The sequence below is a fragment of the Actinoplanes sp. CA-051413 genome (genome assembly GCF_050955795.1).
Classification (GTDB): Bacteria; Actinomycetota; Actinomycetes; order Mycobacteriales; family Micromonosporaceae; genus Actinoplanes.
The window spans coordinates 8,219,591-8,244,570 of the sequence record NZ_CP192100.1 but is presented as its reverse complement, the minus strand read 5'-3'; the positions used below and the strand labels follow the sequence as shown (position 1 = coordinate 8,244,570).

Here is a 24,980-nt window from a genome sequence, read left to right as displayed (position 1 = left end):
ATCCACGGGCTGCGACCCCTACCTTGATGTCGCCTCGGTCACATCGGGAACAATTGGCCGCCCGCGCGCGTACAAGCCACGCGCGAGGGCGGTAAGGTGCCGCGTTTGCCGGGGCAGTTTCACGAGGGGGTGGGGGCGCCCCGGCGGACGGGCGATCCCTGTTTCAGATCGGGGAAAAAAGTCCGTCGCACCCGGGAACCGAAACGCCGTCGCTGGCGTTACTAACGCCAAGTGACACATCGATACAGGAGAGTGAAAACCGATGGCCACCGACTACGACGCCCCGCGTCGCGACGAGGTCGACCTCGGCGAGGACAGCCTCGAGGAGCTCAAGGCCCGCCGCGCCGACTCGCAGTCGGGCGCAGTGGACGTCGACGAGGTCGAGGTGGCGGAGAGCTTCGAGCTCCCCGGTGCTGACCTGGCCGACGAGGAACTGACCGTCAAGGTGCTGCCGATGCAGACCGACGAGTTCCGCTGCGCCCGTTGTTTCCTCGTGCATCACCGCAGCCAGCTCGCGGTGGAACGCAACGGGGAACTGATCTGCCGCGAGTGCGCCTGACCGGCGCGCCCGCGAGCAGGGCAATCCCCGGTCGTCGTCCGACGGCCGGGTCACGTACCGACCCCTGACGCCCCGGTAGCCGGTTTGCCCCGGCCGCTCCACCGGGTATCAGGCTGACCGTATCGAAGCCAACGGCAGACACGGGGAGGTCGACGATGAGCCGCCCAGACGACAACACGGCACAGTCCGCGGAACCGGGGCGTGAGCTCATCAAGGTCGACCCCGCCGAGCCTGCCGGCCACGGGCCAACCGACCCGGGGGACGCCGGGATCGGCGCGACCGTGGCCGCTCTGACCGCCGACGACCTGGAACCGGCCGGTCGCCGGCGCCTGCTCGGCCGGCTCGTCGGCGATGTCCGCCGGCGCGGTCTCGGCCAGCTGTTCCGGCCGCAGGCCGCCCTGCGCTGGATGGCCGACGTGGTCGCCGACGTGGCGCCGCACGTGCCGGTCCGCGACCGGGCCACTCTGCGCCGCCACTATGACGGGCTGGACGGCGACGAGCTCGCCGAACGGCTGATCCGCAACGCCGCCCGGGCGACCGCCGGGGTGGGCGCCGCCGGTGGCGGTGTCGCTTCTCTCGAATGGGCTGCCACACCGACCCTGCTCTCGGCCCCCGTCCTGCTGGCCGCCGAGACGGTCGCCGTCGTGGCCATCGAGCTCAAGCTGCTCGGCGAGCTGCACGAGGTGTACGGCCGGCCGGTCACCGGCAGCGCCGTCGAGCGCGCGACCGCCCTGATCCAGGCCTGGTCCGGCCAGCGCGGCGTCAACCCGCTGGTGCCCGGCGTCGGAGTCGCCACCGTGCTCGGCACCGCGGCCCGCAAGGAGTTGCAGGGCACCCTGCTGCGCCGCTTCGGGCGCAATCTGACCACGCTCGGCCCGCTGCTCACCGGCGCGGCTGTGGCGAGCTACCTGAACCGGCGGGCGACCCGTTCACTCGGCGACAAGCTGGTCAAGGACCTGCGCCGGCAGGGGCCCGCCGTCATCGAGGGCGAACGCCGGGAGATCAGCTCCTAGCGCGCAGCAGTGCCGTGGCCAGCTCGACCGGGTGCCGGGAGCTGACCACCCAGAACGGTGTCGGGTCGGCCGGGTCGTCCAGCAGCACCTGCACCGCGCCCTTGATCCAGGGCCGCTGCACCACGAAGGCCAGCGGGTGCGAGCCCACGCCGAGCACCTCCCGCTTGCCGGCCGCGTCCAGCGGGATCACGTCGGCGATCACGCTCAGCGGCAGCCGGGCGTCGTCGACCTGGAACTCCGTGGCGGTGACCGCGACCCGGATCCGGTCGGCGCGCCACAGCAGGAGGACGGTCAGCGGCAGCAGCACGGCGAACGGCACCCAGGCGCGCAGGCCGGTGCTGCCCATCCAGACCTCGGCGGCGAGCAGGGCCGCCACCAGCAGCCAGCCCGGCCACGCGAGCCACGGGATGTGCAGGCGCTCGGCGTACGCCGGACGCGGCGCCGCCGTGCGTGCGGAGGCCTCGGATGTCACCCTGGTGAGGGTACGGCGCGCCTCCGTCCGCGGCGACGGCAGGATGGCAGGGTGGGTGCCGCTCGCCCGCCCGCAGGACCGACGCCGATCGTGAGGACCGCTACCGTGACCGAACCCGTGGACATCCAGGTCCGCCGGCTCGACCCCGACCTGCCGCTGCCGGCCTACGCCCACCCGGGCGACGCGGGCGCCGACCTGTACGCCGCCGAGGACGTGGAGCTCGCCCCCGGCGCGCGCCGGCTGGTGCGGACGGGGCTGGCGATCGCGCTCCCGGCGGGCTACGTGGGCCTGGTGCATCCCCGCTCCGGTCTCGCGGTGCGCCTCGGCGTGACGGTGCTCAACGCGCCCGGTACGGTCGACGCCGGTTACCGGGGCGAGATTCTGGTGAACCTGGTCAACCATGACCCGGCCGCGACCGCGAAGATCTCCCGGGGCGACCGGATCGCCCAGCTGGTCGTGCAGCGGGTCGAACGGGCAGTGTTCCACGTGGTCGACGAGCTCGCCGACACCTCCCGGGGTGCGGGCGGGCACGGCTCGACCGGCGGGCACGTGGCTCTGCCGACCGGGCCGGGCCGGCGATGAAGCCCGCGCAGCAGCAGTTCTAGGACGAAGAAGGTGGCAACGCAGATGTTCTCCCGCAAGCGCGGCGGTCCGAAGCACGTGCGCCCGGACGACGCTCCCCAGTCGGCGGCGCTCGCCAAGAGCATGGGCGACGCTCCGGCGCCCGAGTTCGGCCCGTACGACAGCAGGCAGGCGCCCGAGGGTGTGCAGCGGCTGGATCTCGGCAGCCTGCTCATCCCGGCGATCGAGGGCGTCGAGGTGCGGGTGCAGGCCAACCCGGACGGCGGCGTCGAGCAGATCGTGCTCGTGCACGGCAACAGCGCGTTGCAGCTCGGCGTCTTCGCCGCGCCGCGCAGCGAGGGCATCTGGGACGAGGTGCGCGCCGAGATCGCCGCGGCGATGAAGTCCGACGGCGCCGCGCCGCAGGAGTTCGACGGGCCGTACGGCGTCGAGCTGGCCGCCCGGGTCAACACGCCCGAGGGGCCGGCGGATGTCCGGTTCGTCGGGGTGGACGGCCCGCGCTGGATGGTCCGCGCGCTGTTCCAGGGGCTGGCCGCCGCCGATCCGGGGCAGGAGGGCGTGCTCGGCGATTGCCTGCGCGGCCTGGTCGTGGTCCGCGACGACGAGGCGCGGCCGGTGCGTGAGGCGCTGCCGCTGCGGCTGCCGCGCGAGATGGCCGAGCACGCGGAGGAGCACGCCGCCGACGGCGAGGACCCGACTCCGCCCGACGTGGCCGTGAACGAGCAGTTCCCCGGCACGAACGGCCGCCACGCGCATTGATCGGAACGGCTCCCGGTGAGGTACGTCACCGGGGCCGCTTCCGGCGTACCGTGGGCTTGCGGCACCTGCCCACACTGTGTGCCGTCCGCCGGTACCCCCGCCGGCGCGTTTCCACGGTTCGCCGAGGAGAGGGTGGCACGAGGTCATGTCGACCGATGAGCGCACCGGGCTGCGCCGGTTCTTCGAACGGCTGACCGCGTCCGAGGCGGAGCTGGACGCGCAGGAGTTGCAGCGCGACAGTGCCAAGTGCGGTGCCATGCCCGCCGGTCAGTGCCATCGGGGACAGGTCGTCTCGGTGTCCGGCCGGCTGCGCACGGTGGCGTACACTCCCCGCACCAACCTGCCGACGCTCGAGGCCGACCTCTACGACGGCAGCGACGTGGTCACGCTCGTCTTCCTGGGCCGCCGTTCCATCGTCGGCATCGAACCGGGTCGTCAGCTCACCGCCCGCGGCCGGATCGCCCTGCGCGACGACCGCAAGGTCATCTACAACCCGTACTACGAGCTGGAGGCGCCCCGGTGACACCCGGCAGCGAACCCCGTCACGCCGCGCACGAGTCAGTGGAGGAACGGGTCGCCGAGGAGGTCGTCGAGGAGCTCGTCGGGGAGTTCGCCGACGACCTCGATCCGCCGCCGGTGTTGCCGTCGGCCGGCCGGCCGGAGGAGGCCGAGGAGCCCTTCCCGTCGATGAGCGAGCAGATCTCCGAGCAGCTGGGCGGGGTCCGCGGGCTCATCGAGTCCAGCGTGCCGGTGCTCGCGTTCGTGGTGCTCAACGTGCTGCTGGGCGAGGCCGGGCTGGATCTGGCCAAGAAGACCGCGCTGTACTGGGCGATCGCCGGCAGCGTCGGCTCGGCCCTGGCCATCGGGATCTACCGGCTGACCCGCAAGCAGCCGATCCGGCACGCGGTCAACGGGCTGTTCGGCATCGCGATCGGTGCCTTCCTGGCCTGGCGCACCGGTGACGCCAAGAACTTCTACCTGCCGGGCATCCTGCTGACCCTGGGCCAGGTGGTCGTCCTGATCGCCTCGGTGGCGGTCCGCCGGCCGATCATCGGCTACGTCTGGGGCGTGCTGGCCAACGGCGGCAAGCACGACTGGTTCGACAACCCCCGCCTGTTCCGCACCTTCCAGTGGCTGACCCTGGTCTGGGCGGCGTCGCTGTTCATCCGCGCGGGCGTGCAGGGCTGGCTCTACCTGGCCGACCAGGCCAACGCGATCGGCGTGGTCCGGATCCTGATCAGCTGGCCGATCTACGCCGCCACCTTCGCCTTCACCGCCTGGGCGGTGCACCGGGTGACCTCCGCCCAGGCGGCGGAGGCCGAGGCGGCGGAGGCCTCCTAACCCAGCTCGCGGGTGTTGCCGAGCACCACCGCGCGGACCGCGTCCTCGACCTCCGAGGTGCAGACGAAGATCAGCTCGTCGCCGGCCTCCAGCGGGTCGTCCGGCGTGGGGACCAGCACGCGCTTGCCGCGCAGGATGGCCACCAGGGCCGAGTCGCGCGGCATCGGCACCGAGCGCACCGGCTCACCGACGTACGGGGCGGTGGGCGGCAGGGTGATCTCCACCAGGTTGGCCTCGCCCTGCCGGAAGGTCATGATCCGGACCAGGTCGCCGACGGTGACCGCCTCCTCGACCAGCGCCGCCATCAGCCGCGGCTTGCTGACCGCGACGTCGACGCCCCACTGCTCGGTGAACAGCCACTCGTTCTCGGCCCGGTTGACCCGGGCGACCACCCGGTTGACGGCGAACTCGGTCTTGGCCAGCAGCGAGCAGACCAGGTTGGCCTTGTCGTCGCCGGTGGCGGCCACGACCACGTCGCAGTTGGCCACGTCGGCCTCCTCCAGGCTGCTGACCTCGCACGCGTCGGCCAGCACCCACTCGGCCTCGGGCACCCGCTCGGGCCGCAGCTGGCGGGGCTGACGCTCGATGAGCATCACCTGGTGGCCGTTGCCGATGAGTTCCTGGGCGATCGAGCGGCCCACGTTGCCCGCGCCCGCGATGGCGATCCGCATGGTCAGTGACCCCCCAGCCCGGAGCCCGCGGCGCTCGCGAGCACGTCGGCGACGATATCGTCGGTGACCAGCATGAAGACCTGGTCACCGTCCTGCAGCACGGTGGACGGGGTGGCCAGCGAGCCGATCCCGAACCGCATCAGGTACGCCACCCGGGCACCGGTGGCCTCCTCCAGCGAGGCGAGCGTCTGCCCGACCCAGTCGCGGTGCAGCGGCGCCTCGACGATCGACACCGAGCTCGTCGGGTCGCGGAACACCTCCACGGTGCCCTCCGGGACCAGGTGGCGCACCATCCGGTCGGCGGCCCAGCGGATGGTCGCCACGGTCGGGATGCCCAGCCGCTCGTAGACCTGGGCCCGCTTGGCATCGTAGATGCGGGCGACGACCCGCGACACGCCGAACGTCTCGCGGGCCAGCCGGGCCGAGATGATGTTGGAGTTGTCGCCGCTGGACACCGCGGCGAAGGCGTCGGCCCGCTCGATGCCGGCCGAGCGCAGCACCTCGCGGTCGAAGCCGATCCCGGTCACCGTGATGCCGCCGAACTCGGCCCCCAGCCTGCGGAAGGCGTCGGCGTTCTGGTCGATCACGGCGACCGAGTGGCCGCGCGCGTCGAGCTTGTTCGCCAGGGTGGAGCCGAGCCGGCCACAGCCCATGATCACCACGTGCAAGGTTTTGCGCCTTCCCGCTGGATGCGTACCTAGGCAGAGCGTGCCATGCGGCGGCGACGGCCGTTGGCCGGGGCGGCCGACGGCGTGGCGTGCACAGCCGTACGCTTGGCGCTTGTGGCAAGTTCGACGTCCTTAGCGAAGCGGCTCCTGCTCGGCCGGCCGTTCCGTTCCGACCGGTTGCAGCACACGTTGCTGCCCAAGCGGATCGCGCTGCCCGTCTTCGCCTCGGACGCACTGTCCAGCGTCGCGTACGCGCCCGACGAGATCCTGCTGACGCTGTCCATCGCCGGCGCCGGCGCCTTCATGTACTCACCGTGGATCACGCTCGCGGTCGCGGTCGTGATGGCCACGGTGGTGGCGAGTTACCGCCAGAACGTGCACGCGTACCCGTCCGGCGGCGGGGACTACGAGGTCGCGACGGTCAATCTGGGCCCGCGCTTCGGAGTGGCGGTGGCGAGCGCGCTGCTGGTCGACTACATCCTCACGGTCGCGGTCTCGATCAGCGCCGGGCTGGCGAACCTGGGCTCGGTGGTGCCCTTCGTGGCCGAGCACAAGATCGGTGTCGCGCTGGCCGCCATCGCCGTGCTCACCGCGCTCAACCTGCGCGGCCTGCGGGAGTCGGGCACCGCCTTCGCCATCCCGACCTACGCGTTCATCGTGGTCATCCTCGGCATGTTGCTCACCGGCCTGGTGCGCGTCTATCTGCTCGGTGAGGACCTGCGTGCGCCGAGCGCGGGCATCGTCATCGACGCCGAGGAGCATCACCTCACCAGCTTCGCTTTCGTCTTCCTGCTGTTGCGGACGTTCTCCTCCGGCTGTGCCGCGCTGACCGGGGTCGAGGCCATCTCCAACGGCGTGCCCGCGTTCAAGCCGCCGAAGAGCCGCAACGCCGCGACCACGCTGATGCTGCTGGGCAGCATCGCGGTCACCATGCTGGTCGGCATGATCATGCTGGCCCGGGCCACCCACCTGCAGTTCGTCGAGGACCCGGCGCAGATCATCGGCGGACCGGCCGACTACGTGCAGAAGACGGTCACCACCCAGCTCGGCGAGACGGTGTTCGGCAGCGGCTCGATCCTGCTGTACGTGGTCGGTGCGGTCACCGCGCTGATCCTCTTCCTGGCCGCGAACACGGCCTTCAACGGCTTCCCGGTGCTCGGTTCGATCCTGGCCCAGGACCGTTACCTGCCCCGGCAGCTGCACACCCGGGGCGACCGGCTGGCGTTCAGCAACGGCATCCTCTTCCTGGCCGTCGCCGCCATGCTGCTGATCGTGGCCTTCGACGCCGAGGTCACCCGGCTGATCCAGCTCTACATCGTGGGTGTCTTCGTGTCCTTCACGCTGTCGCAGGGCGGCATGATCCGGCACTGGAACCGCCTGCTGCGCACCCAGCGGGATCAGAGCGTGCGACGCCGGATGGTGCGCTCGCGCGCGATCAACTCCTTCGGCATGGCGCTCACCGGCGCCGTGCTGATCGTCGTGCTGATCACCAAGTTCCTGCTCGGCGCCTGGATCGCGATCGTTTTCATGATCGTCATCTATCTGGGCATGCTGGGCATCCGCAAGCACTACGTACGGGTGGCGCAGGAGCTCGAGCCCAGCGACGAGCGACCGGTGCTGCCGTCGCGCAACCACGCCGTCGTGCTGGTCAGCAAGGTGCACAAGCCCACCCTGCGGGCGGTGGCGTACGCCCAGGCGACCCGGCCGGACACGCTGACCGCGGTCACGGTCAACGTGGACGACAAGGACACCCGGACGATCCAGACCGAGTGGGAACGCCGGCAGATCCCGGTGTCGCTGACCGTGGTGGACTCGCCGTACCGGGAGATCACCCGGCCGATCATCGACTTCGTCAAGAGCGTGCGCCGCGGCTCGCCGCGCGACGTGGTCACCGTCTTCATCCCCGAGTACGTGGTCGGCCGCTGGTGGGAGAACCTGCTGCACAACCAGAGCGCGCTGCGGATCAAGACCCGGCTGCTGTTCGAGCCCGGGGTGATGGTGACCAGCGTCCCGTGGCAGCTGCAGTCGAGCCAGGACCGCGACCTCGACCGGCTGGACCGGGGCCTGAGCCGCGCGCCGGCCCGCGGTCCGCGTACCCGTCCCAGCGGCGTGCCGGCCGGGGTGGCCGCCACGCCTCCCGCCGACCCCCCGGAAGAGCCGAAGTGAGCGACGAACTGTTCGAGGGCGACCGCGTCGAGGTCACCGTCGGTGCGCCTGCGCACGGCGGGCACTGCGTGGCCCGGATCGGCGGCCCGCACGGCCGGGTGGTGTTCGTCCGGCACGCGCTGCCGGGGGAGCGGGTCACGGTCGAGCTGACCGAGCTGCACAAGGGCTACCTGCGCGGGGACGCGGTGGAGATCCACGAAGCCGCGCCGGAGCGGGTGACGCCGCCGTGCGCGTTCGCGCATCCCGGTGGCTGCGGTGGCTGCGACCTGCAGCACGTGGCGCCCGAGGCGCAGCTTGAGTGGAAGACCGCCGTCGTCAAGGAGCTGCTCGGCCGGATGGGCGGCCTGAGCGGGGAACGGATCACCGAGCTGGACGTCCGGGTCCGGCCGCTGCCGGGCGGCCCGCTGGGCTGGCGGTCGCGGGTCCGGTACGCGGTGGACGCCGCCGGCCGGCCCGGGCTGCTGCAGCACCGGTCGCACGAGGTCGTACCCATCGATCGTTGCCTCATCGCCCACCCCGACCTGCAGAAGCTCGACGTGACCGGCCGGCTGTGGCCGGAGGCGGCCGCCGTCGAGGTGGTCGCGTCGACCGGCGGGGACGTCAGCGTGCTGGCCCGGCCGGCCGCCGCCCCGCTGCTCGAGGCCGCCGGGGCTGTGCAGCCCGGCGCCCGCACGCCGGGCGGCAACGGCACGGTCGCCGCGCCGGAGCCCGTGCCGGTCGGCGACTCACTGCTCGACGAACACATCGGCAGCGCCCCGGTGCTGATCGAGGGCCCGGCCGAGGTGCGTGAGCTGGCCGCCGGCCGGGAGTGGCGGGTGCCGCCGGAGGGCTTCTGGCAGGTGCATCCCGCGGCCGCGGACACCCTGGTGGGCGCGGTGCTGGAGATGCTCCAGCCGGCCGCGGGCGAGATCTCCTGGGATCTGTACGGCGGTGCCGGCCTGTTCGCCGCCGCACTGGCCGAGCGCACCCGGGCCCGCACCACGGTCGTCGAGTCGGCCGCGGTGGGAGTGACGGCGGCCCGCACCAACCTGGCCGACCTCACCGGCGTCGAGGTGGTGTCGGCCAAGGTGGACGTGGCCCTGGCCCGGCGCCGGGTCACCGGTCCGGTCGACCTTGTGGTGCTGGACCCGCCCCGGACCGGCGCAGGTGCGAAGGTGGTCCGGGCGATCACGGCAGCCGGCCCGCGCGCGGTGGCCTATGTGGCGTGCGACCCGGCCGCGCTGTCCCGGGACGTGCAGACCTTCGCCGCCGAGGGATGGCAGTTGGCGGAGCTGCGGGCGTACGACTGCTTCCCGATGACCCAGCACATCGAGTGTGTCGCCCTGCTGGTGCCCGCAGCGTCCTAGGGCCGCTCCGCGGCCGGCTCGGCCGCGCGCTCGTCGTCGCGGGGCTCGTGGGTGTCGTGCGGATCGTCGTCGTAGGTGGTCTCGTCGAACGGCGCCTCGCCGGACAGCACCGCCCGGGCCTGCTCCTGGTCGATCTCCTTGGTCCAGGTGCCGACCAGCACGGTGGCGACCGCGTTGCCGGCGAAGTTGGTCAGCGCGCGGGCCTCGGACATCAGCCGGTCGATGCCGACGATCAGGCCCACGCCGGGCACCAGGTCCGGGCGGTGGCTCTGCAGGCCGCCGGCCAGGGTGGCCAGGCCCGCGCCGGTGACCCCGGCGGCGCCTTTGGAGGCCAGGATCATGAACAGCAGCAGGGAGATCTGCTCGCCGACCGACAGCGGGTTGTCCAGCGCGTCGGCGATGAACAGCGAGGCCATGGTCAGGTAGATCGCGGTGCCGTCCAGGTTGAACGAGTAGCCGGTCGGCACCACGATGCCGACCACCGGGCGGCTCACGCCCAGGTGGCCCATCTTGGCGATCAGCCGGGGCAGCGCCGACTCCGACGACGAGGTGGACAGGATGAGCAGGAACTCGCGGGCCAGGTAGCGCAGCAACTTGAAGATCGACATGTGGGCGACCAGCCGGAGCAGCAGTCCCAGGATCACGAAGATGAACAGCGCGCAGGTCACGTAGAAGCCGATCATGATGCCGGCCAGGCTCTTGAGGGCGTCGACGCCGGTCGCCCCGACCACGGCGGCCATCGCGCCGAACGCCCCGATCGGGGCCAGCCACATCACCATGGCCAGGATCTTGAAGACCAGCCGCTGGAAGACCGAGACGGCCCGGATGACCGGCTCGCCGCGCGCGCCCATGGACTGCACGGCGAAGCCCACCAGCAGGGCGACCAGCAGCGTCTGCAGGATCTCCCGGGTGGCGATGGCGTTCAGCAGCGAGGGCGGGATGATGCCGAGCACGAACTCGACGCCGGACTCGGCCTCGCCGCTGACCTGGGCGGCACCGGTCTCGGCGAGCTCCTGACTGAGGTGCAGCCCGGCGCCGGGGTGCAGGATGTTGCCCACCACCAGGCCGATGGCCAGCGCCACCGTGGACATGATCAGGAAGTACCCCAGGGCCAGCCCGCCGACCTTGCCGACCTGGGCCGCCTTGCGGATCGAGCCGACCCCCAGCACGATCGTGCAGAAGATCACCGGCGCGATCATCATCTGGATCAGCGCGACGAAGCCGGTGCCCAGCGGGCGCAGGTCCTTGCCGAGCTCGGGGAAGAGGAAGCCGACCGCGATGCCCAGGGCCATCGCCACCAGCACGGAGATGTAGAGGATGTGGCTGCGGTCGCGACGCCGCGGAGGGCTGGCTGCATCGACGGTCATGGCTCCTTCCTACCGGAGATCGTGATCTGAGTCACCACGAGCCGCTTGTGCAGGTTTTGTGGAGGACGTCTCTGTGACCGTTTGCGCCGGATGCGCGCGGGCGATCCGCCGATAGACTGACTCCTCATGAGCGAGCGCAGTGATCAGACGACGGCCGGCATCCTCCCGGGCATCAAGACCCCCGGCGATCTCAAGCGCCTCGATCCCGATCAGCTGACCCTGCTCGCCGCGGAGATCCGCGACTTCCTGGTCGTCAAGGTCTCCCGCACCGGCGGCCACCTCGGCCCCAACCTCGGCGTCGTGGAGACCACGCTCGCCCTGCACCGGGTCTTCGACTCCCCGCGCGACCGGGTGCTGTTCGACACCGGCCACCAGGCCTACGTGCACAAGATGGTGACCGGCCGCCAGGACGGCTTCGACCGGCTGAAGCAGCGCGGTGGCCTCTCCGGCTACCCGAGCCGGGCCGAGAGCGAGCACGACATGATCGAGAACTCGCACGCCTCCACCGCCCTGTCGTACGCGGACGGCCTCTCCAAGGCCTTCACCCTGCGCGGCGAGGACCGGCACGTGGTGGCCCTGGTCGGGGACGGCGCGCTCACCGGTGGCATGTGCTGGGAAGCGCTCAACAACATCGCCGCGGCCAAGAACCGCGTGGTCATCATCGTCAACGACAACGGCCGCTCGTACGCGCCGACCATCGGCGGGTTCGCTGACCACCTCTCCACGCTGCGCCTCAACCCCGGCTACGAGCGGGTGCTCGACCTGGTCAAGGACGCGCTGGGCTCGACCCCGGTGGTCGGCAAGCCGGTCTACGAGGTGCTGCACGCGGTCAAGAAGGGCATCAAGGACGCGGTCAGCCCGCAGCCGATGTTCGAGGACCTCGGCATCAAGTACATCGGGCCGGTCGACGGGCACGACGTGCAGGCCATGGAGTCGGCGCTGCGCCGGGCCAAGGGTTTCAACGCCCCGGTCATCGTGCACGCGGTGACCCGCAAGGGCTACGGCTACCGCCCGGCCGAGGACGACGAGGCCGACTGCCTGCACGGCCCGGGCGCGTTCGACCCGCAGACCGGCGTGCTCACCGCGAAGCCCTCGGTGAAGTGGACCAACGTCTTCGCCGACGAGCTGGTCGCGATCGCCGACGAGCGGCCCGACATCGTGGGCATCACCGCCGCGATGGCCGAGCCGACCGGCATCGCCGCCCTGCAGAAGAAGTATCCCGAGCGCACCTACGACGTGGGCATCGCCGAGCAGCACGCGGTCACCTCCGCGGCCGGTCTCGCCATGGGCGGCCTGCACCCGGTGGTCGCCGTCTACGCGACGTTCCTCAACCGCGCTTTCGACCAGGTCCTGCTGGACGTGGCGATGCACGAGCTGCCGGTGACCATCGTCCTGGACCGCGCCGGCATCACCGGCCCGGACGGCCCGAGCCACTACGGCATCTGGGACATGAGCGTCTTCGGCGCCGTGCCGGGCCTGCGGATCGCCGCCCCGCGCGACGCCGCCACCCTCCGCGAAGAGCTGCGCGAGGCGGTCGCCGTCGACGACGGCCCGACCATCGTGCGCTTCCCGAGCGGCTCGGTCGCCGCCGACCTGCCGGCGCTGCGCCGGGTCGGCCCGATCGACGTGCTGCGCGAGGACGAGCGCAAGGACATCCTGCTGGTCGCGGTGGGCGCGTTCGCCAAGCTGGGCATGGAGGTCGCCGAGCGGGTCGCCGAGCAGGGGTACGGCGTCACGGTCGTCGACCCGCGCTGGGTCCGCCCGGTGCCGATCGAGCTGGCCGGGCTGAGCCGGGGGCATCGCCTCGTGGTGACCCTGGAGGACGGCATCCGGGCCGGTGGCGTGGGCGAGGCTGTCGCGAGCACCCTGCGCGACGCCGGCGTCGACGTGCCGCTGCGTGATCTCGGGGTGCCGGCCGGCTTCCACCCGCACGGCAGCCGCGCCGAGATCCTCGCCTCACTGGGTCTCACGGCGCAGGACATCGCCCGCGACGTGACCGAGTGGGTCTCGCAGCTGGAGGACCCGGCCGCGGAGCACCAGCCGCAGCGCTGAGCGCCCGGCCGCTGAAGGTCAACGAGCCGTTTCGTTATCTGCCCGTTACCTTTGGGGCATGGCGGCGGAGACATTCGGCGGCAATACGGTAATCATCGATCTCGGCCTGGCCCGGGGCGAGCCGGAGGAGTACGCCCGGCCGGCTCGCTCCACCACGCCGGACTGGTTCGCCCCGGTGCTGCTGGCGGTCATCGTGCTGCTGTCGTCAGCGGCCTCGGCGGCACCGCCACCACCCGCGTTGACAGCCGTGCTGACGCTGCCGTTCGGCCCGGCGGACCCGTACACACTGACCGACCGGGGGGACCTGCTCGCGCAGACCTACGGGACGCTCAGCTCGTACGACCTGGGTGACGGGCGGCTCAACTGGCAGGCCGGCTCCGCGTCGCCGACGTACCGGCTGCGCACCGGCGCCGATCTGGTGCTGATGCGGCCCTGGTCGGGCAACCAAGGTGACCCGGGCACCACGGCAGTCTCGCTGCGGACCGGCGCTGCCCAGTGGCGGCGCTCCGGCAACGTCGTCACCATCCCCGGCTCCAGCGCCCTGCTCGCGGTCTCCGGCGTACGCAGCTCCGGCTCCGGGCGCCGGGTGCAGGGTCCGGTCGACGCGGTCGGGCCCGCTACCGGCACCACTCGCTGGCAGGTGACCGTCCCCTCGACAGCCGTGCTGATGGGCGTGCCGGGGCCGGACGACAGCGGACCACGGATGCTGCTCATGCACGACAACCGCACCGCCGCCGTGCACGACCTCGACACCGGCCGCCTGCTCACCAGCGCCGAGCTGCCGCCCGCCGACTACGGCCCCGACAACCCCAGCGTCGCGGGCGGGCTGCTGGTGCTGCGGCACCCCACACCCACCGGCCGGATGGTCACCGCCTTCGACCCGGTGACGCTGCAGCAGCGCTGGAGCCGGCCCGCCGGGTACGCGTTCGGGGTCAGCCCCTGCGGAACGCTCATCTGCCTCACCGGGCCGGACGGGGTCCGCGCCGTCGAACCCGGCGGCGGCCTCCAGCGCTGGTTCCAGCCCGGCTGGCGCAGCATCGAGCAGCGGGGCGCGACGGTCATCGCGTACGGGACGCCGGCCGGGGAGACGGACCCGGTCGGCATGATCGATCCGGCGACCGGGCAGGTGCTGGTCGACCTGCACGGCTGGCGGCTGGTCTCCGGCCCCGGCGGCGGCGACCACCTGCTCGTGACCAGGCTGGTCGACTCGGGAAGCCGTACCATGGTCGCGGCCGCCGCCCCCGGTGGCGCGCGACCGGAGCTGCTGGCCGATCTGCCGGCCGGCACCGGCGACTGCCAGTCCGTGCCCGACCGGCTGGTCTGCCGGGAGTCGACCGGTGAACTGGTGGTGTGGGCCTACCGGCGGAAGGAATGAGCGTGGCGCTGATCGAGCTGAGCCCCGAGACCCCGGCTCCGCCCGCTCCGGCCACGCCACCGCCCGCGTACTTCTACCGCCGGGCCGGTCTCGCCCTGGCTGCCCTGCTCCTGCTCGCGCTCGGCGGTGCGGCTCCGCCGGCCGCCACGATCTGGCAGCGCGTCGGCGCGGTGCCGGTCCCGGCCAGCGGCGACTTCCAGCTGATCGGCGGCATCCTGTACGCGATGGATCTCGACGCCCAGCCGCGGACGCTCACTGCCTGGCAGGCCCAGCCCTTGCGACGGCTCTGGAGCTACCGGAGCAGCACGAACGAGGACCCGTTCTTCGTGGCCGAGGCGACGCCCGACATCACCGTGGTGCGAGCCGAGCGCAGCGTCACCGTGCTCGACGCCCGCACCGGAGCCGTGCGGTGGACGTCGCCGGTGGCCGTGCAGCCGGTCAGCGACACGGTCGCGTACGTGGAGGAGGAGATCTTCCGCCCCGGCACCGAGTACGACCCGGCGTCCGGCGACCCCGGCCAGCTCTACGGCACCAACAGCGGGTCCCTGCACACCGAGCCGGCGCGGCGTACGGAGCTGCGCGGCCTCGACCTCAGCACCGGGGCCCGGCGGTGGACGCTCAGTTTCCCCGGCTCGGTCTTCACCGCCTGGACGGCCGACCCGGGCAACGGCGTCGTGGTGCTCTCCTCCGACAAGCTGAGCCTGATCTCCCCGGCGACCGGTGAGGTGCTGCGGGAGCGGGCCATACCCCTGCTCGACGGCGTACGGGCCGAGGCGGGCGAGGTCATCGGGAACACGGTGCTGGTGCACTACGGCTCCTTCGGCACGGGCGGGCCGGTGATCGCGTACGCGCTGGACACCCTGGGCGAGCTCTGGCGGCAGAACAGGCCGGACCCGGCCGGCAACTCCAGCGTCTGCTCCGGGCTGCTCTGCGTCAGCAAGGTCGACGAAATGGTCGTGCTGGATCCGCGTACCGGTGCCGACCGCTGGCGGATCGCCGACACGGACCTGATCGCGTTCGGCCCCGACGCGGTGCTCGAACTGCAGGGGATGACCACTCCGGTGCGGACCGCCGACGCCGGCACCGGCCGGCCGCTGATCGACCTCTCCCCGTGGCAGTACCAATTCCCGGTGCAGGCCGGGGGCGCCTTCCTGCTGAGCCACCTGAACAAGGACCGGACCACCGTCTTCGGTCTGCTCCGGCCGGGCGCGACCGAGGTCCAGCTGCTGGGCCGCCTGCCCGACATGACCGTGCAGTGTCAGGCCGTCCCCGGAGTGGTCGCCTGCCGGGTGGGGGACCGTGTCGAGGTGTGGGCCTTCCGCGCCTGACCCACGCGGAAACCGGTTGCCGGGCGCACAATGACGGCGTGGGCGACGTCCTGATCGACCTCGGTGAGCAGCACGGCACGCTGCCGAGCGAGACCGTGGCGTCCCGCAACCGGCCGCACCGCTTCCGGGCCGCGCTGGCCGCCCTGTCCACCGTCCTGCTGGTCGTCCTGGGCGGCGCGGCGGCCCGTGCGGCCCCCGTCGGACCGGTCATCGTGCCGGCCCGCCTCGGCGACAACATGTTCGTCGAGCAGGACCGCCTCTACGTCGTCAGCGCCGGCCCCGAGACCAACGACCCCGCGATCCAGCACAAGATCGTCAGCACGTACGCGCTGCCGGCCGGGGAGTTGCAGTCGCGTACCACGGTCGCCGTCACGGGGGCGATCTTCCAGGTCACCTCGGTGGGGTCGACGGTGCTGGTGTCGTACCAGGTCGACACCGTCGGCGCCGAGGCGACGGTGGCGCTGACGGCCGGCACGGATCGGGCGCTCTGGCGGGCCCCGGCCCGGCTGCTGAGCGTCTCGGTGCCGGACGACCTGGTGCTGCTGCGGGAGAACAGCCCCCAGTACGGCGACCTGCACTGGTTCGGCCTCGACCTGGCCACCGGACGCACCCGCTGGTCCTTCGAGCAGCCGTCCCAGGGATACACGACTCCGGCCGCCCTCACCGACGGCTTCCCGCACCGGCTCATCACGGCGACCACGGACGGGCACATCGAGGTCCGCGACACCGCGACCGGCACCCTGGTCACCGAAGGCGACGCCGACGCGCCGTCCGGCTGGTCCCGGCGCGGCATCACCGTGTGGCCCACCGGCGACCTGGTCCTCATCGGCGGGCTCGGCGGGATCACCGCGTACACACTGGCCGGGCTCGTGCCGCGTTGGCACAGCACCGTCGAGCTGTCCGGGCGCTGGGTGCAGGACTGCCTCGACGCCATCTGCGTCTTCGGATACCGCGGCGGGGTGCAGGCCCTCGACCCCGGCACCGGCCGGCTGCGCTGGACCGAGAAGCGCTGGACGACCGCCGCCGAAGCCGGGACGTATCTGCTGGTCAGCGGCAACGAAGGGCTGGAAGGCAGCTACCCGCTGGCGGTGGTCGAGCCGGGCACCGGCGCCGTGCACGGCGACTTCGGCGCCTGGCGGGCCGCCGGGCCACCCCGGGCCGACGGGACCGTGGTGGGGCTGCGGCAGCGCATCGGCGACGACATCGTCTTCTACGCGCTGCTCGACCCGGCGCGGCTCACCGTACGGGTGCTCGGCACGGCCACCACCGTCTCCGGCGACTGCCAGGCCACGACCGACGTGCTCGTCTGCCGCCGCATCGACGCCGCCGTCGCAATCTGGCCCCTGACCGAGTAGTAACTGCCCGGTAGCCTGCACTCACGGCCTCTTTACGGGCCGGCGGCAAGGCTGTGCGGTGGATCCACATTTTTCGAACGCGGAGGGCCCCGGGTGCGCGTGCTGGTGGTGGAAGACGAGCGGAACCTCTGTGACGCGATCGCCCGGGGGCTGCGCCGCAAGGGGATGGCGGTCGACGTCGCGTACGACGGACTGACCGGGCACGAGATGGCGTACGTGACGCGCTACGACGTCGTCGTGCTGGACCGGGACCTGCCCGGCATGCACGGCGACGAGATCTGCGCCGCCCTGGTCGCCTCCGGGGCGCTGACCCGGGTGCTGATGCTCACGGCCAGCGTCACCGTGGCCGACCGGGTCGAGGGACTGCAGCTCGGCGCCGACGACTACCTGCCCAAGCCGTTCGCGTTCGAGGAGCTCGTGGCCCGAGTCCAGGCTCTCGGCCGGCGGGCCACCCCGGCCGCGCCGCCGGTGCTGACCGTCGGCGACCTGATCCTCGACCAGGCCCGCCGGGTGGTCACCCGCGGCGGCGCCCCGATCGACCTGACCAACAAGGAGTTCGGCGTCCTCGAGGAGCTGCTCAAGGCGCGCGGCGGGGTGGTCTCCAGCGAGGAGTTGCTCGAACGCGTCTGGGACGCCAACACCGACCCGTTCACCACGACGGTCCGCGTCACGGTGATGACCCTGCGCAAGAAGGTCGGCGACCCGCCGCTGATCGAGACGGTGGTCGGCGCCGGCTACCGAGTGCCCGAACCGGTCGTGGTGCTGCCCGCCGGCGGCCCGGTATGACGGTCTACGCCAGCCGGCGCGAGAAGATGCGGCTGCGGCCCACCTTGCGCCTGCGGCTCACCCTGCTCAACGGCATCCTGCTGGTCGGTGCCGGCGCCATCCTGGTGCTGCTGGCCTGGCTGCTCGTCGGCGACGCCCTGCACCCGTCGGACCAGCTGCAACCCGGCACGCAGGTGGTGCTCGACAACGGCAACCGCCTCGACGCGCTCACCTGGCAGACCCAGCTGGTCGACCGGGCGTCCCAGGAACTGCTGATCAAAGGCCTGATCGCGCTCTTCGCCATCGGCATCATCGGCATCGCGGGCGCGTACGCGGTGGCCGGCCGCGCACTGCGCCCACTGCACTTCGTGACGGCGACCGCGCAACGCCTCGGCGAGGAGACGATGGACCAGCGCATCCGCTACTCCGGGGCGGACGACGAGGTGGCCGAGCTGGCCCGCACCTTCGACGCCATGCTCGACCGGCTGGCCGGAGCGTTCGAATCCCAGAAACGCTTCGTCGCCAACGCGTCCCACGAGCTGCGCACCCCGCTGGCGGTCATGCGCACCGAGATCGACGTGACGCTCAGCGACGACGAGGCCGACGTGGCCGAATACCGCCGGATGGCCAAGGTCGTCCGCAACGCCTCCGAACGCGCGAACGGCCTGGTCGACGCGCTGCTGGTGCTGGCCCGCAGCGAGGCCCAGTCCGGGCGGCGGCTGGTCCGCAAGGTGCCGGCCGACCTGGCCACCAGCGTCTACAACGCGCTGTCAGCGGTCAAGGCCGAGGCGGAACGGATGAAACTCGACGTGACGACCGACCTCCAGGCGGCGCCGGTGGTCGGCGACCCGAGCCTGCTGGACCGGCTCGCCGGCAATCTGATCGAGAACGCGATCCGCTACAACCATCTGATGGGCAAGCTGTGGCTGCGCACCGAGAACGCGGACGGGCACGCCCGGCTGGTGGTGGGGAACACCGGGTATGAGGTGGATCCGGGGGATGTTCCTGGGTTGTTCGAGCCGTTCCGCCGGGGTGGATGGGAGCGGACCGGGTCCCGGGGTTCCGGGTTGGGGTTGTCGATTGTCCGGGCGGTTTGTGACGCTCATGGCGGGACTGTTTCGGCTGTTGCTCAGGCTGGTGGGGGGCTTGAGGTCACCGTTCGGTTGCCTGCTGCTGACACCACTCCTGTTGTTGCCGCTTCCGCTACCGTTCCTCGGGCCAAGGGGCTTGGGGTTGCGCCTGGGTGAGGTTTTGGGGGCGGGGATGGCCCACGCAGCTCGTCAGGCTTGATATCTGCGTGGGCCATCCCCGCCCCCAAAACCTGTGCTGGTCTTGCTGGGGGATTCGCTTCAGGCTGCGAGGCGTAGGTCGGCCTGGTCTGCTTGGCGGCGGATTGTGCGCCAGCGGGATGCGCTGATTCCCAGTTGCGCCGCCAGGTCGGTCTCGGTGATGTCCGGATCGGCGGCCTTGATCTTCGCGGCTGCTTCCAGGGTCTGGGCCGGGGTTCGGCGGGACTTGGCCGGCGGCTTTGCGGCGTTCGTGGCCTTGGTGGCCGGCGCGGAAGTTGATGCCGTGACTCTGTTTTTGCGGGTTGGTGCGAAGGCGGAAACTTCGGCGCCGCGGGGTTTCGGCAGGGTCTTTCGCGGCAGTGCTGCGGCTACTTCTGCCAGGGCTGCCGTTGTTGTGGGGCCGCGGCGGGTGTTGGCGGCCGAGGGCATGGGGATGAGGCCGGGCACGGTCAGGCTGTCCTCGCGGCCATCATTTGGGGCCACGGGAGTGTCGGCCACTTGGATGTCGGCCGGGGGAGTTGATGGCCTGGTGGTTGTGGCTCGGGCCTCGGTCTCCAGGGTGGTTATGCGGCCGGCTAGTTCGACGAGGCAGATGCTGGCTACGACGATCAGGCCGTCTACTGACAGGGGGAGGAGGTAGGGGGAGGCGCCTGTTTCGCCGTAGCGGGCTGCTACGCCCGCCATGTGCCAGTAGGAGACCCAGGCCGCGATGCCCGCGATGGTTGCCGTGGCGATCAGGCGGGCGAAGGCCAGGGAGCGGCGGTGGACCGGGACCCGCGAGATCAGCTCGACCGTCAGCAGCAGGGCGAGCGGCGGCCAGGCGGCGATCGCCTGGCTGATCGGGTTGTCCAGGGCGTGCAGAACGTTCGCGACCACGGAGGCCGCGACGCCCAGGACCAGGGTCGCTCGCACGGCCCAGCGGACACGGCGAAGTTGCGGGAGTACCACCGGACGCTCCTTGCCATCTCGAAACGAAAAACCGGGACCCGTGCGGGACCCGGCCGATCATCCTGTCGCGTCGATGTTTCGGTACGGCATCGATGAGCGCAACCCGATAGACCGCGTCACGTTCGTGTCAGGAGCGATGCGAACGTGTGACGCGGCCTACCGGCGTGTCAGTTTGACTTCTTCTCGACCTGTCCCCGCAGCTTGATGAACTCCTTCTTGGCGTCGCTCAGCGAGGTGAAGTACCAGAACACCAGGCCGGAGCTGCCCTCGTCCGCCCAGCCGCACATCGCCAGGGGTGCCCCACCGGCGTTGCCCTTGGCGCACTTCGCCACGCCACCGAGCGGTCCGGCCGGGATGCTGGCCACACCGGTCAGTTTCAGCTCGGAAACCCCCCGCCCGGTGAAGGCGCTGTCCAGCTCCTTCTTCGGGTTGGGCACCAGCGTCTTGGCCGCCACCACCACGACGATGTCCTGCTTCGCCGGCGTGCCGTAGAGCGCACCGACGGTCTGGGTGGCGCCGGGCACCAGCGCGAGACTGCTCTCGAGCTGCTCGACCCGGTCCGCGAAGGCCGGGTCGGTCACCTTGGGCCGGCCACCGAGCGTCTTCGGCTCGACGATGCTGATGGTGGCCGTGGGCGTCGCCGGCTCGGTCGGCCGGGGCGGCTGGGTTGTCGGAGCAGCCGACGAGATGACGTCGGCGATGCCCTCGGCGGTGTTGCGGCCGGCCAGGTAGACGGCGGTGCCGCCGCCGACGCAGAGGACCAGCACCAGCGCGATCGACACCAGGGTGATCGGCAGCGCCCGCGACTTCTTCTTCGGCGGCGGGAAGCCCGGCATCGGCCCGGGCTGCGGGTAGCCCGGCTGGGGGTAACCCGGCTGCTGGTAGCCGGACTGGGCGTACTCCGGCTGGTTGTAGTCGACCTGGGTGTAATCCGGCGGGGGGTACGACGGCGGCCCGTAGGCCGGCTGCGGGGGATAGCCCGGCTGCGGGGGCACGGAGGCGGGTACGTCGGGGTTCGGCTGGCCCGGGTACGGCTGGCCGGGATACCCCGGCTGGCCCGGGTACGGCTGACCCGATCCCGGCGGACTCGACCAGGGCTGCTCACCACCCGGCGGCTGCCCGGGATAGGCCTGCCCGGAGTACGGCTGCCCGGACTGCGGCTGGCCAGGATAACCCTGCCCAGGCTGGGGCTGGCCCGGGTAGGGCGGCCCGGGCTGGGACTGGCCGGGGTGGGGCTGGCCCGAGTAGGGCTGGTTCGGCGGCTGCGACATCAACGCTCCATCGATCGGGCTACAGCACGTCGGAGCCTAGTCGTCGGCCGGGGGCGGTGGTCATCGGCGTACCGGCTGGTTGCCGCTGGTACGGAAGACGTCCCCGGGCCAAGGGACAGGCACGGGGACGTCGGTCCGTTCACAAACAGCGCGTCAGGCGGGCACGCTTGCCACGCCCGGCGGCAGGAAACGCTTGCCGGTCACGCGTTCCGAGGTGCCGCTGCGGTCCAGGTACGGCGTGACGCCGCCCAGGTGGAACGGCCAGCCGGCGCCCAGCAGCATGCACAGGTCGATGTCCTGTGCCTCGGCCACGACGCCCTCGTCCAGCATCAGCCGGATCTCCTGCGCCAGCGCGTCCAGCGCCTGGCGGCGTACCTCGTCGCCGGTCAGCGGGGCGGAACCGCCCTCGACCAGCTTGACCACCTCGGGGTTGATCTCGTCGTCGACCATCAGCGGCAGGCCGGCGTCGACGATCTTGCGGAGGTTGGGGCTGTCGCCGAAGCGGTCCGGGAACGCCCGGTGCAGCGTCTCGCCCACGTGCAGCCCGACCGCCGGGCCGACGAGCTGCAGCAGCGCGATCGGGCGCATCGGCAGGCCCAGCGGGTCCAGTGCCGTGTCGACCACGTCCAGCGGGGTGCCGGCGTCGATCGCGCTGAAGACCTCGCTGGTGAAGCGGGTCAGCAGCCGGTTGACCACGAACGCCGGGGCGTCCTTGACCAGCACCGACGACTTGCGCAGCTCCTTGCCGACCGCGAACGCCGTGGCCAGCGTCGCGTCGTCGGTGCGCTCGCCCTTGATGATCTCGAGCAGCGGCAGCACCGCGACCGGGTTGAAGAAGTGGAAGCCGACGACCCGCTCGGGGTGCTCGAGGTCGGCGGCCATCTCGGTCACCGACAGCGAGGACGTGTTGGTGGCCAGGATCGCCTCGGGCGTGACGATCTTCTCCAGCTCGGCCCAGATCTGCTTCTTCAGGTCGAGGTTCTCGAAGACGGCCTCGATCACGAAGTCGGCGTCGGCGAAGACCGACTTGTCGACCGAGCCGCTGACCAGGCCGCGCAGCTTGGCCGCGGTGCCCTCGTCCATCCGGCCCTTGCCGACCATCTTGTCGATCTGGCCGCGGACGTAGTCGACGCCCTTGTCCACCCGGGTCTGGTCCAGGTCGGTCATCACCACCGGCACCTGCAGGCGGCGGGCGAAGAGCAGGGCCAGCTGCGAGGCCATCAGGCCGGCGCCGACGATGCCGACCTTGGTGACCTTGCGGGCCAGCGACTTGTCCGGCACGCCCACCGGGCGCTTCGCGCGGCGCTGCACCAGGTCGAACGCGTACAGGCTGGCGCGGGACTCGTCGCCCATGATCAGGTCGGCGAGCGCCTGGGTCTCGGCGGCGGTGCCGTCTTCGAAGGAGGCGTCCTTGGCCAGCGCGAGCAGCTCGAGGGCCTTGTTGGCCGACGGGACCGCGCCGTGCAGGCGCTCGTCGAGCTGCTGCTTGGCGAAGAAGAGCACGCCGTCCCACATGTCCTTGTCGACCTCGGGGCGCTCCACCGTGACCTCGCCCTTGACGACGCCGGTGGCCCACTCCAGCGAGCGCTCGAGGAAGTCGGCCGCCTCGAAGAGCTCGTCGGCGATGCCCAGCTCGCGGGCCTGCTTGGGCCGGAGCACCTTCTGGGTCAGCGGGTTCTGCAGGATCACCTGGGCCGCGCCCGGAACGCCGATCAGGTTGGGCAGTAGCTGGCTGCCGCCCCAGCCGGGGATCAGGCCGATCGCGACCTCGGGCAGGCCCAGCGCCGCGGCACCGGTCGACACCGTGCGGTAGTGGCAGTGCAGCGAGACCTCGAGGCCACCGCCGAGCGCCGCGCCGTTGATGAACGCGAACGTCGGGATGCTGCTGTTCTTGAGCCGGGCGAAGACCGCGTGCCCCAGCTCGCCGAGGGCGACAGCCTGCTCCCGCTGCGTGATGAACGGCATGCCGGTGATGTCGGCGCCGACGCAGAAGATGTACGGCTTGCCGGTCAGCGCGATGAACGCCGGCTCGGCCTCGGTGGCCTTGGTGATCGCCTCGTCGAGCGAGCGCAGCCCGGCCGGGCCGAAGCTGTTCGGCTTCTTGTAGTCCAGGCCGTTGTCGAGGGTGATCAGCGCGGCGGGCTTGTCCAGCCCCGGCACCTTCACCAGACGCAGCAGCGCCTTGGTCACGACCTCGTTCGGGTAGTCCGGAAGCGCCGTCACTTGTTTCCCTCCCAGTTCGGGTTCTCCCAGATCACAGTGCCGCCCATGCCGATGCCGATGCACATGGCGTTGATGCCGTACCGCACCTCGGGGTGCTCCTCGAAGTGCCGGGCCAGCTGGGTCATCAGCCGCACGCCGGAGCTGGCCAGCGGGTGGCCGATGGCGATCGCGCCGCCCCACGGGTTGACCCGCGGGTCGTCGTCGGCGATGCCGAAGTGGTCGAGGAACGCCAGGACCTGCACGGCGAACGCCTCGTTGAGCTCGAACAGGCCGATGTCGTCGATGGTCAGGCCGGCCAGGCGCAGCGCCTTCTCCGTCGACGGGATCGGGCCGTACCCCATGACCTCGGGCTCGACGCCGACGAAGCCGTAGCTGACCAGCCGCATGGCGACCGGCAGGCCCAGCTCGCGGGCGGTGTCCTCGCTGGCCAGCAGGGCCGCGGTGGCGCCGTCGTTGAGGCCGGCCGCGTTGCCCGCGGTGACCTTGCCGTGCGGGCGGAACGGGGTCTTGAGGCCGGCGAGCTTGGCCATCGAGGTCTCCCGCGGCGCCTCGTCGGCGGTGGCCAGGCCCCAGCCCTGCTCGGCGTCGCGCACGGCCACCGGGACCAGGTCGGGCTGGAGCTTGCCGTTCGCGTACGCCTTGGCGGTCTTCTCCTGCGAGGCCAGGCCGAACGCGTCGGCCCGCTCCTTGGTGATGCCCGGCAGCCGGTCGTGCAGGTTTTCCGCCGTGGCCCCCATGACCAGGGCGGACGGGTCGACCAGCTTCTCGGCCAGGATCCGCGGGTTGGGGTCGACGCCCTCGCCCATCGGGTGCCGGCCCATGTGCTCGACGCCGCCGGCGATGGCGACGTCGTAGGCGCCCATGGCGATGCCGCCGGCGACGTTGGTCACCGCGGTCATGGCGCCGGCGCACATCCGGTCGATGGCGTAGCCGGGCACGGTCTTGGGCAGCCCGGACAGCAGGGCGGCGGTGCGGCCGATGGTCAGGCCCTGGTCGCCGATCTGCGTGGTGGCGGCGATGGCCACCTCGTCCACCCGCTCGGGCGGCAGTTGCGGATTGCGCCGCATCAGCTCGCGGATGCAGCGGATCACCAGATCGTCGGCGCGGGTCTCGGCATACATGCCGCCCGCTTTGCCGAACGGGGTGCGGACGCCGTCGACGAAGACGACCTCACGGCTTACTCGGGGCACAACAAGCCTCCTTGCAGGCGGGGACTCCATGCTACTCGCCGGTAACATTGTTGCCTACCCGGCTCCTGCTTTGAAGCTATGTGAGAGACAAATCAATTTCACGCGGTCGCCCGGGACCAGGAACAAAGAGCAAGATCAATTTCCGGTCGTGCCTGGTTGCCTGGCGCTGACCGTCGCTCCCGCCGATTGCCGGCTGGTTGCATGGCCAAAAGGCGCCTGCCGCGACCGGCAAGCGGTCGC

Annotated in this window: 22 protein-coding genes; 14 read left to right on the top strand and 8 right to left on the bottom strand. The window is 71.6% G+C overall.

Annotated elements, in window-relative coordinates; genetic code table 11:
* The first annotated feature begins 262 nt into the window (after positions 1–262).
* Entirely contained in the window at positions 263–559 is a 297-nt protein-coding gene (locus ACQP2Y_RS38850) for a DUF4193 domain-containing protein (protein ID WP_023561654.1), read from the top strand.
* A 155-nt stretch (positions 560–714) separates the two neighbouring features.
* Positions 715–1,572 (top strand): hypothetical protein, encoded by an 858-nt coding sequence (locus ACQP2Y_RS38845; protein ID WP_433721359.1) that lies wholly within the window; start codon positions 715–717, stop codon positions 1,570–1,572.
* Here ACQP2Y_RS38845 and ACQP2Y_RS38840 read toward each other — a convergent pair.
* Positions 1,562–2,044 (bottom strand): DUF3093 domain-containing protein, encoded by a 483-nt coding sequence (locus ACQP2Y_RS38840; protein ID WP_433721358.1) that lies wholly within the window; start codon positions 2,042–2,044, stop codon positions 1,562–1,564. The two genes, ACQP2Y_RS38845 and ACQP2Y_RS38840, sit on opposite strands and share 11 nt — an antisense overlap.
* 90 nt (positions 2,045–2,134) lie before the next feature.
* Between ACQP2Y_RS38840 and dut the strand changes: the two genes are divergently transcribed.
* The 4 genes from dut to ACQP2Y_RS38820 all read left to right on the top strand — a co-directional run bounded on the left by dut (position 2,135) and on the right by ACQP2Y_RS38820 (position 4,726).
* Positions 2,135–2,626, top strand: coding sequence for a dUTP diphosphatase (gene dut / locus ACQP2Y_RS38835; RefSeq protein ID WP_433721356.1), 492 nt, complete (start codon positions 2,135–2,137; stop codon positions 2,624–2,626).
* A gap of 45 nt (positions 2,627–2,671) precedes the next feature.
* The gene (locus ACQP2Y_RS38830) at positions 2,672–3,385 is read left to right on the top strand and encodes a DUF3710 domain-containing protein (protein ID WP_433721355.1); all 714 of its coding nucleotides are present in this window, start codon (positions 2,672–2,674) and stop codon (positions 3,383–3,385) included.
* Between the two features lie 145 nt (positions 3,386–3,530).
* Positions 3,531–3,908, top strand: coding sequence for an OB-fold nucleic acid binding domain-containing protein (locus ACQP2Y_RS38825; protein ID WP_360549604.1), 378 nt, complete (start codon positions 3,531–3,533; stop codon positions 3,906–3,908).
* On the top strand, positions 3,905–4,726 hold the full coding sequence (locus ACQP2Y_RS38820; RefSeq protein WP_433721352.1) for a DUF3159 domain-containing protein: 822 nt from the start codon (positions 3,905–3,907) through the stop codon (positions 4,724–4,726). The genes ACQP2Y_RS38825 and ACQP2Y_RS38820 overlap by 4 nt, the downstream gene beginning before the upstream one ends.
* On the opposite strand, the gene ACQP2Y_RS38815 is transcribed toward ACQP2Y_RS38820, so the two are convergent.
* The gene (locus ACQP2Y_RS38815; RefSeq protein WP_360550527.1) at positions 4,723–5,403 is read right to left on the bottom strand and encodes a potassium channel family protein; all 681 of its coding nucleotides are present in this window, start codon (positions 5,401–5,403) and stop codon (positions 4,723–4,725) included. The genes ACQP2Y_RS38820 and ACQP2Y_RS38815 overlap by 4 nt on opposite strands.
* On the bottom strand, positions 5,400–6,065 hold the full coding sequence (locus ACQP2Y_RS38810; RefSeq protein WP_360819751.1) for a potassium channel family protein: 666 nt from the start codon (positions 6,063–6,065) through the stop codon (positions 5,400–5,402). Before ACQP2Y_RS38810 ends, ACQP2Y_RS38815 begins: the two co-directional genes overlap by 4 nt.
* 114 nt (positions 6,066–6,179) lie before the next feature.
* Between ACQP2Y_RS38810 and ACQP2Y_RS38805 the strand changes: the two genes are divergently transcribed.
* Both ACQP2Y_RS38805 and ACQP2Y_RS38800 read left to right on the top strand, forming a co-directional pair.
* Positions 6,180–8,231: an APC family permease gene (locus ACQP2Y_RS38805; RefSeq protein WP_433721351.1), complete on the top strand. Its 2,052-nt coding sequence runs from the start codon at positions 6,180–6,182 to the stop codon at positions 8,229–8,231.
* Positions 8,228–9,577: a class I SAM-dependent RNA methyltransferase gene (locus ACQP2Y_RS38800; RefSeq protein ID WP_433721349.1), complete on the top strand. Its 1,350-nt coding sequence runs from the start codon at positions 8,228–8,230 to the stop codon at positions 9,575–9,577. The genes ACQP2Y_RS38805 and ACQP2Y_RS38800 overlap by 4 nt, the downstream gene beginning before the upstream one ends.
* On the opposite strand, the gene ACQP2Y_RS38795 is transcribed toward ACQP2Y_RS38800, so the two are convergent.
* Positions 9,574–10,944: a cation:dicarboxylate symporter family transporter gene (locus tag ACQP2Y_RS38795; RefSeq protein ID WP_433721347.1), complete on the bottom strand. Its 1,371-nt coding sequence runs from the start codon at positions 10,942–10,944 to the stop codon at positions 9,574–9,576. The genes ACQP2Y_RS38800 and ACQP2Y_RS38795 overlap by 4 nt on opposite strands.
* Before the next feature lie 126 nt (positions 10,945–11,070).
* Here ACQP2Y_RS38795 and dxs point away from each other — a divergent pair, with 126 nt between their 5' ends.
* From dxs to ACQP2Y_RS38765, 6 genes are all read left to right on the top strand, one after another.
* The gene (gene dxs / locus ACQP2Y_RS38790) at positions 11,071–12,996 is read left to right on the top strand and encodes a 1-deoxy-D-xylulose-5-phosphate synthase (RefSeq protein ID WP_433721345.1); all 1,926 of its coding nucleotides are present in this window, start codon (positions 11,071–11,073) and stop codon (positions 12,994–12,996) included.
* Positions 12,997–13,054: 58 nt separating this feature from the next.
* Entirely contained in the window at positions 13,055–14,371 is a 1,317-nt protein-coding gene (locus tag ACQP2Y_RS38785) for a PQQ-binding-like beta-propeller repeat protein (RefSeq protein ID WP_433721344.1), read from the top strand.
* Positions 14,372–14,373: 2 nt separating this feature from the next.
* Positions 14,374–15,699: a PQQ-binding-like beta-propeller repeat protein gene (locus tag ACQP2Y_RS38780; protein WP_433721343.1), complete on the top strand. Its 1,326-nt coding sequence runs from the start codon at positions 14,374–14,376 to the stop codon at positions 15,697–15,699.
* 38 nt (positions 15,700–15,737) lie between these two features.
* Complete coding sequence (locus ACQP2Y_RS38775) at positions 15,738–17,054, top strand: hypothetical protein (protein WP_433721342.1); 1,317 nt, start codon at positions 15,738–15,740, stop codon at positions 17,052–17,054.
* Positions 17,055–17,147: 93 nt separating this feature from the next.
* A complete protein-coding gene (locus ACQP2Y_RS38770) occupies positions 17,148–17,840 on the top strand; it encodes a response regulator transcription factor (RefSeq protein ID WP_433721340.1) in 693 nt (230 codons plus the stop codon).
* Positions 17,837–19,066 (top strand): sensor histidine kinase, encoded by a 1,230-nt coding sequence (locus ACQP2Y_RS38765; protein WP_433721338.1) that lies wholly within the window; start codon positions 17,837–17,839, stop codon positions 19,064–19,066. The genes ACQP2Y_RS38770 and ACQP2Y_RS38765 overlap by 4 nt, the downstream gene beginning before the upstream one ends.
* 102 nt (positions 19,067–19,168) lie before the next feature.
* Here ACQP2Y_RS38765 and ACQP2Y_RS38760 read toward each other — a convergent pair whose 3' ends face one another.
* The 4 genes from ACQP2Y_RS38760 to ACQP2Y_RS38745 all read right to left on the bottom strand — a co-directional run bounded on the left by ACQP2Y_RS38760 (position 19,169) and on the right by ACQP2Y_RS38745 (position 24,740).
* A complete protein-coding gene (locus ACQP2Y_RS38760; RefSeq protein ID WP_433721336.1) occupies positions 19,169–20,056 on the bottom strand; it encodes a DUF2637 domain-containing protein in 888 nt (295 codons plus the stop codon).
* A 167-nt stretch (positions 20,057–20,223) separates the two neighbouring features.
* A complete protein-coding gene (locus ACQP2Y_RS38755) occupies positions 20,224–21,327 on the bottom strand; it encodes a hypothetical protein (RefSeq protein ID WP_433721335.1) in 1,104 nt (367 codons plus the stop codon).
* Positions 21,328–21,480: 153 nt separating this feature from the next.
* The gene (locus ACQP2Y_RS38750) at positions 21,481–23,550 is read right to left on the bottom strand and encodes a 3-hydroxyacyl-CoA dehydrogenase NAD-binding domain-containing protein (protein ID WP_433721334.1); all 2,070 of its coding nucleotides are present in this window, start codon (positions 23,548–23,550) and stop codon (positions 21,481–21,483) included.
* The gene (locus ACQP2Y_RS38745) at positions 23,547–24,740 is read right to left on the bottom strand and encodes a thiolase family protein (RefSeq protein ID WP_433721333.1); all 1,194 of its coding nucleotides are present in this window, start codon (positions 24,738–24,740) and stop codon (positions 23,547–23,549) included. Before ACQP2Y_RS38745 ends, ACQP2Y_RS38750 begins: the two co-directional genes overlap by 4 nt.
* Positions 24,741–24,980: the final 240 nt, after the last annotated feature.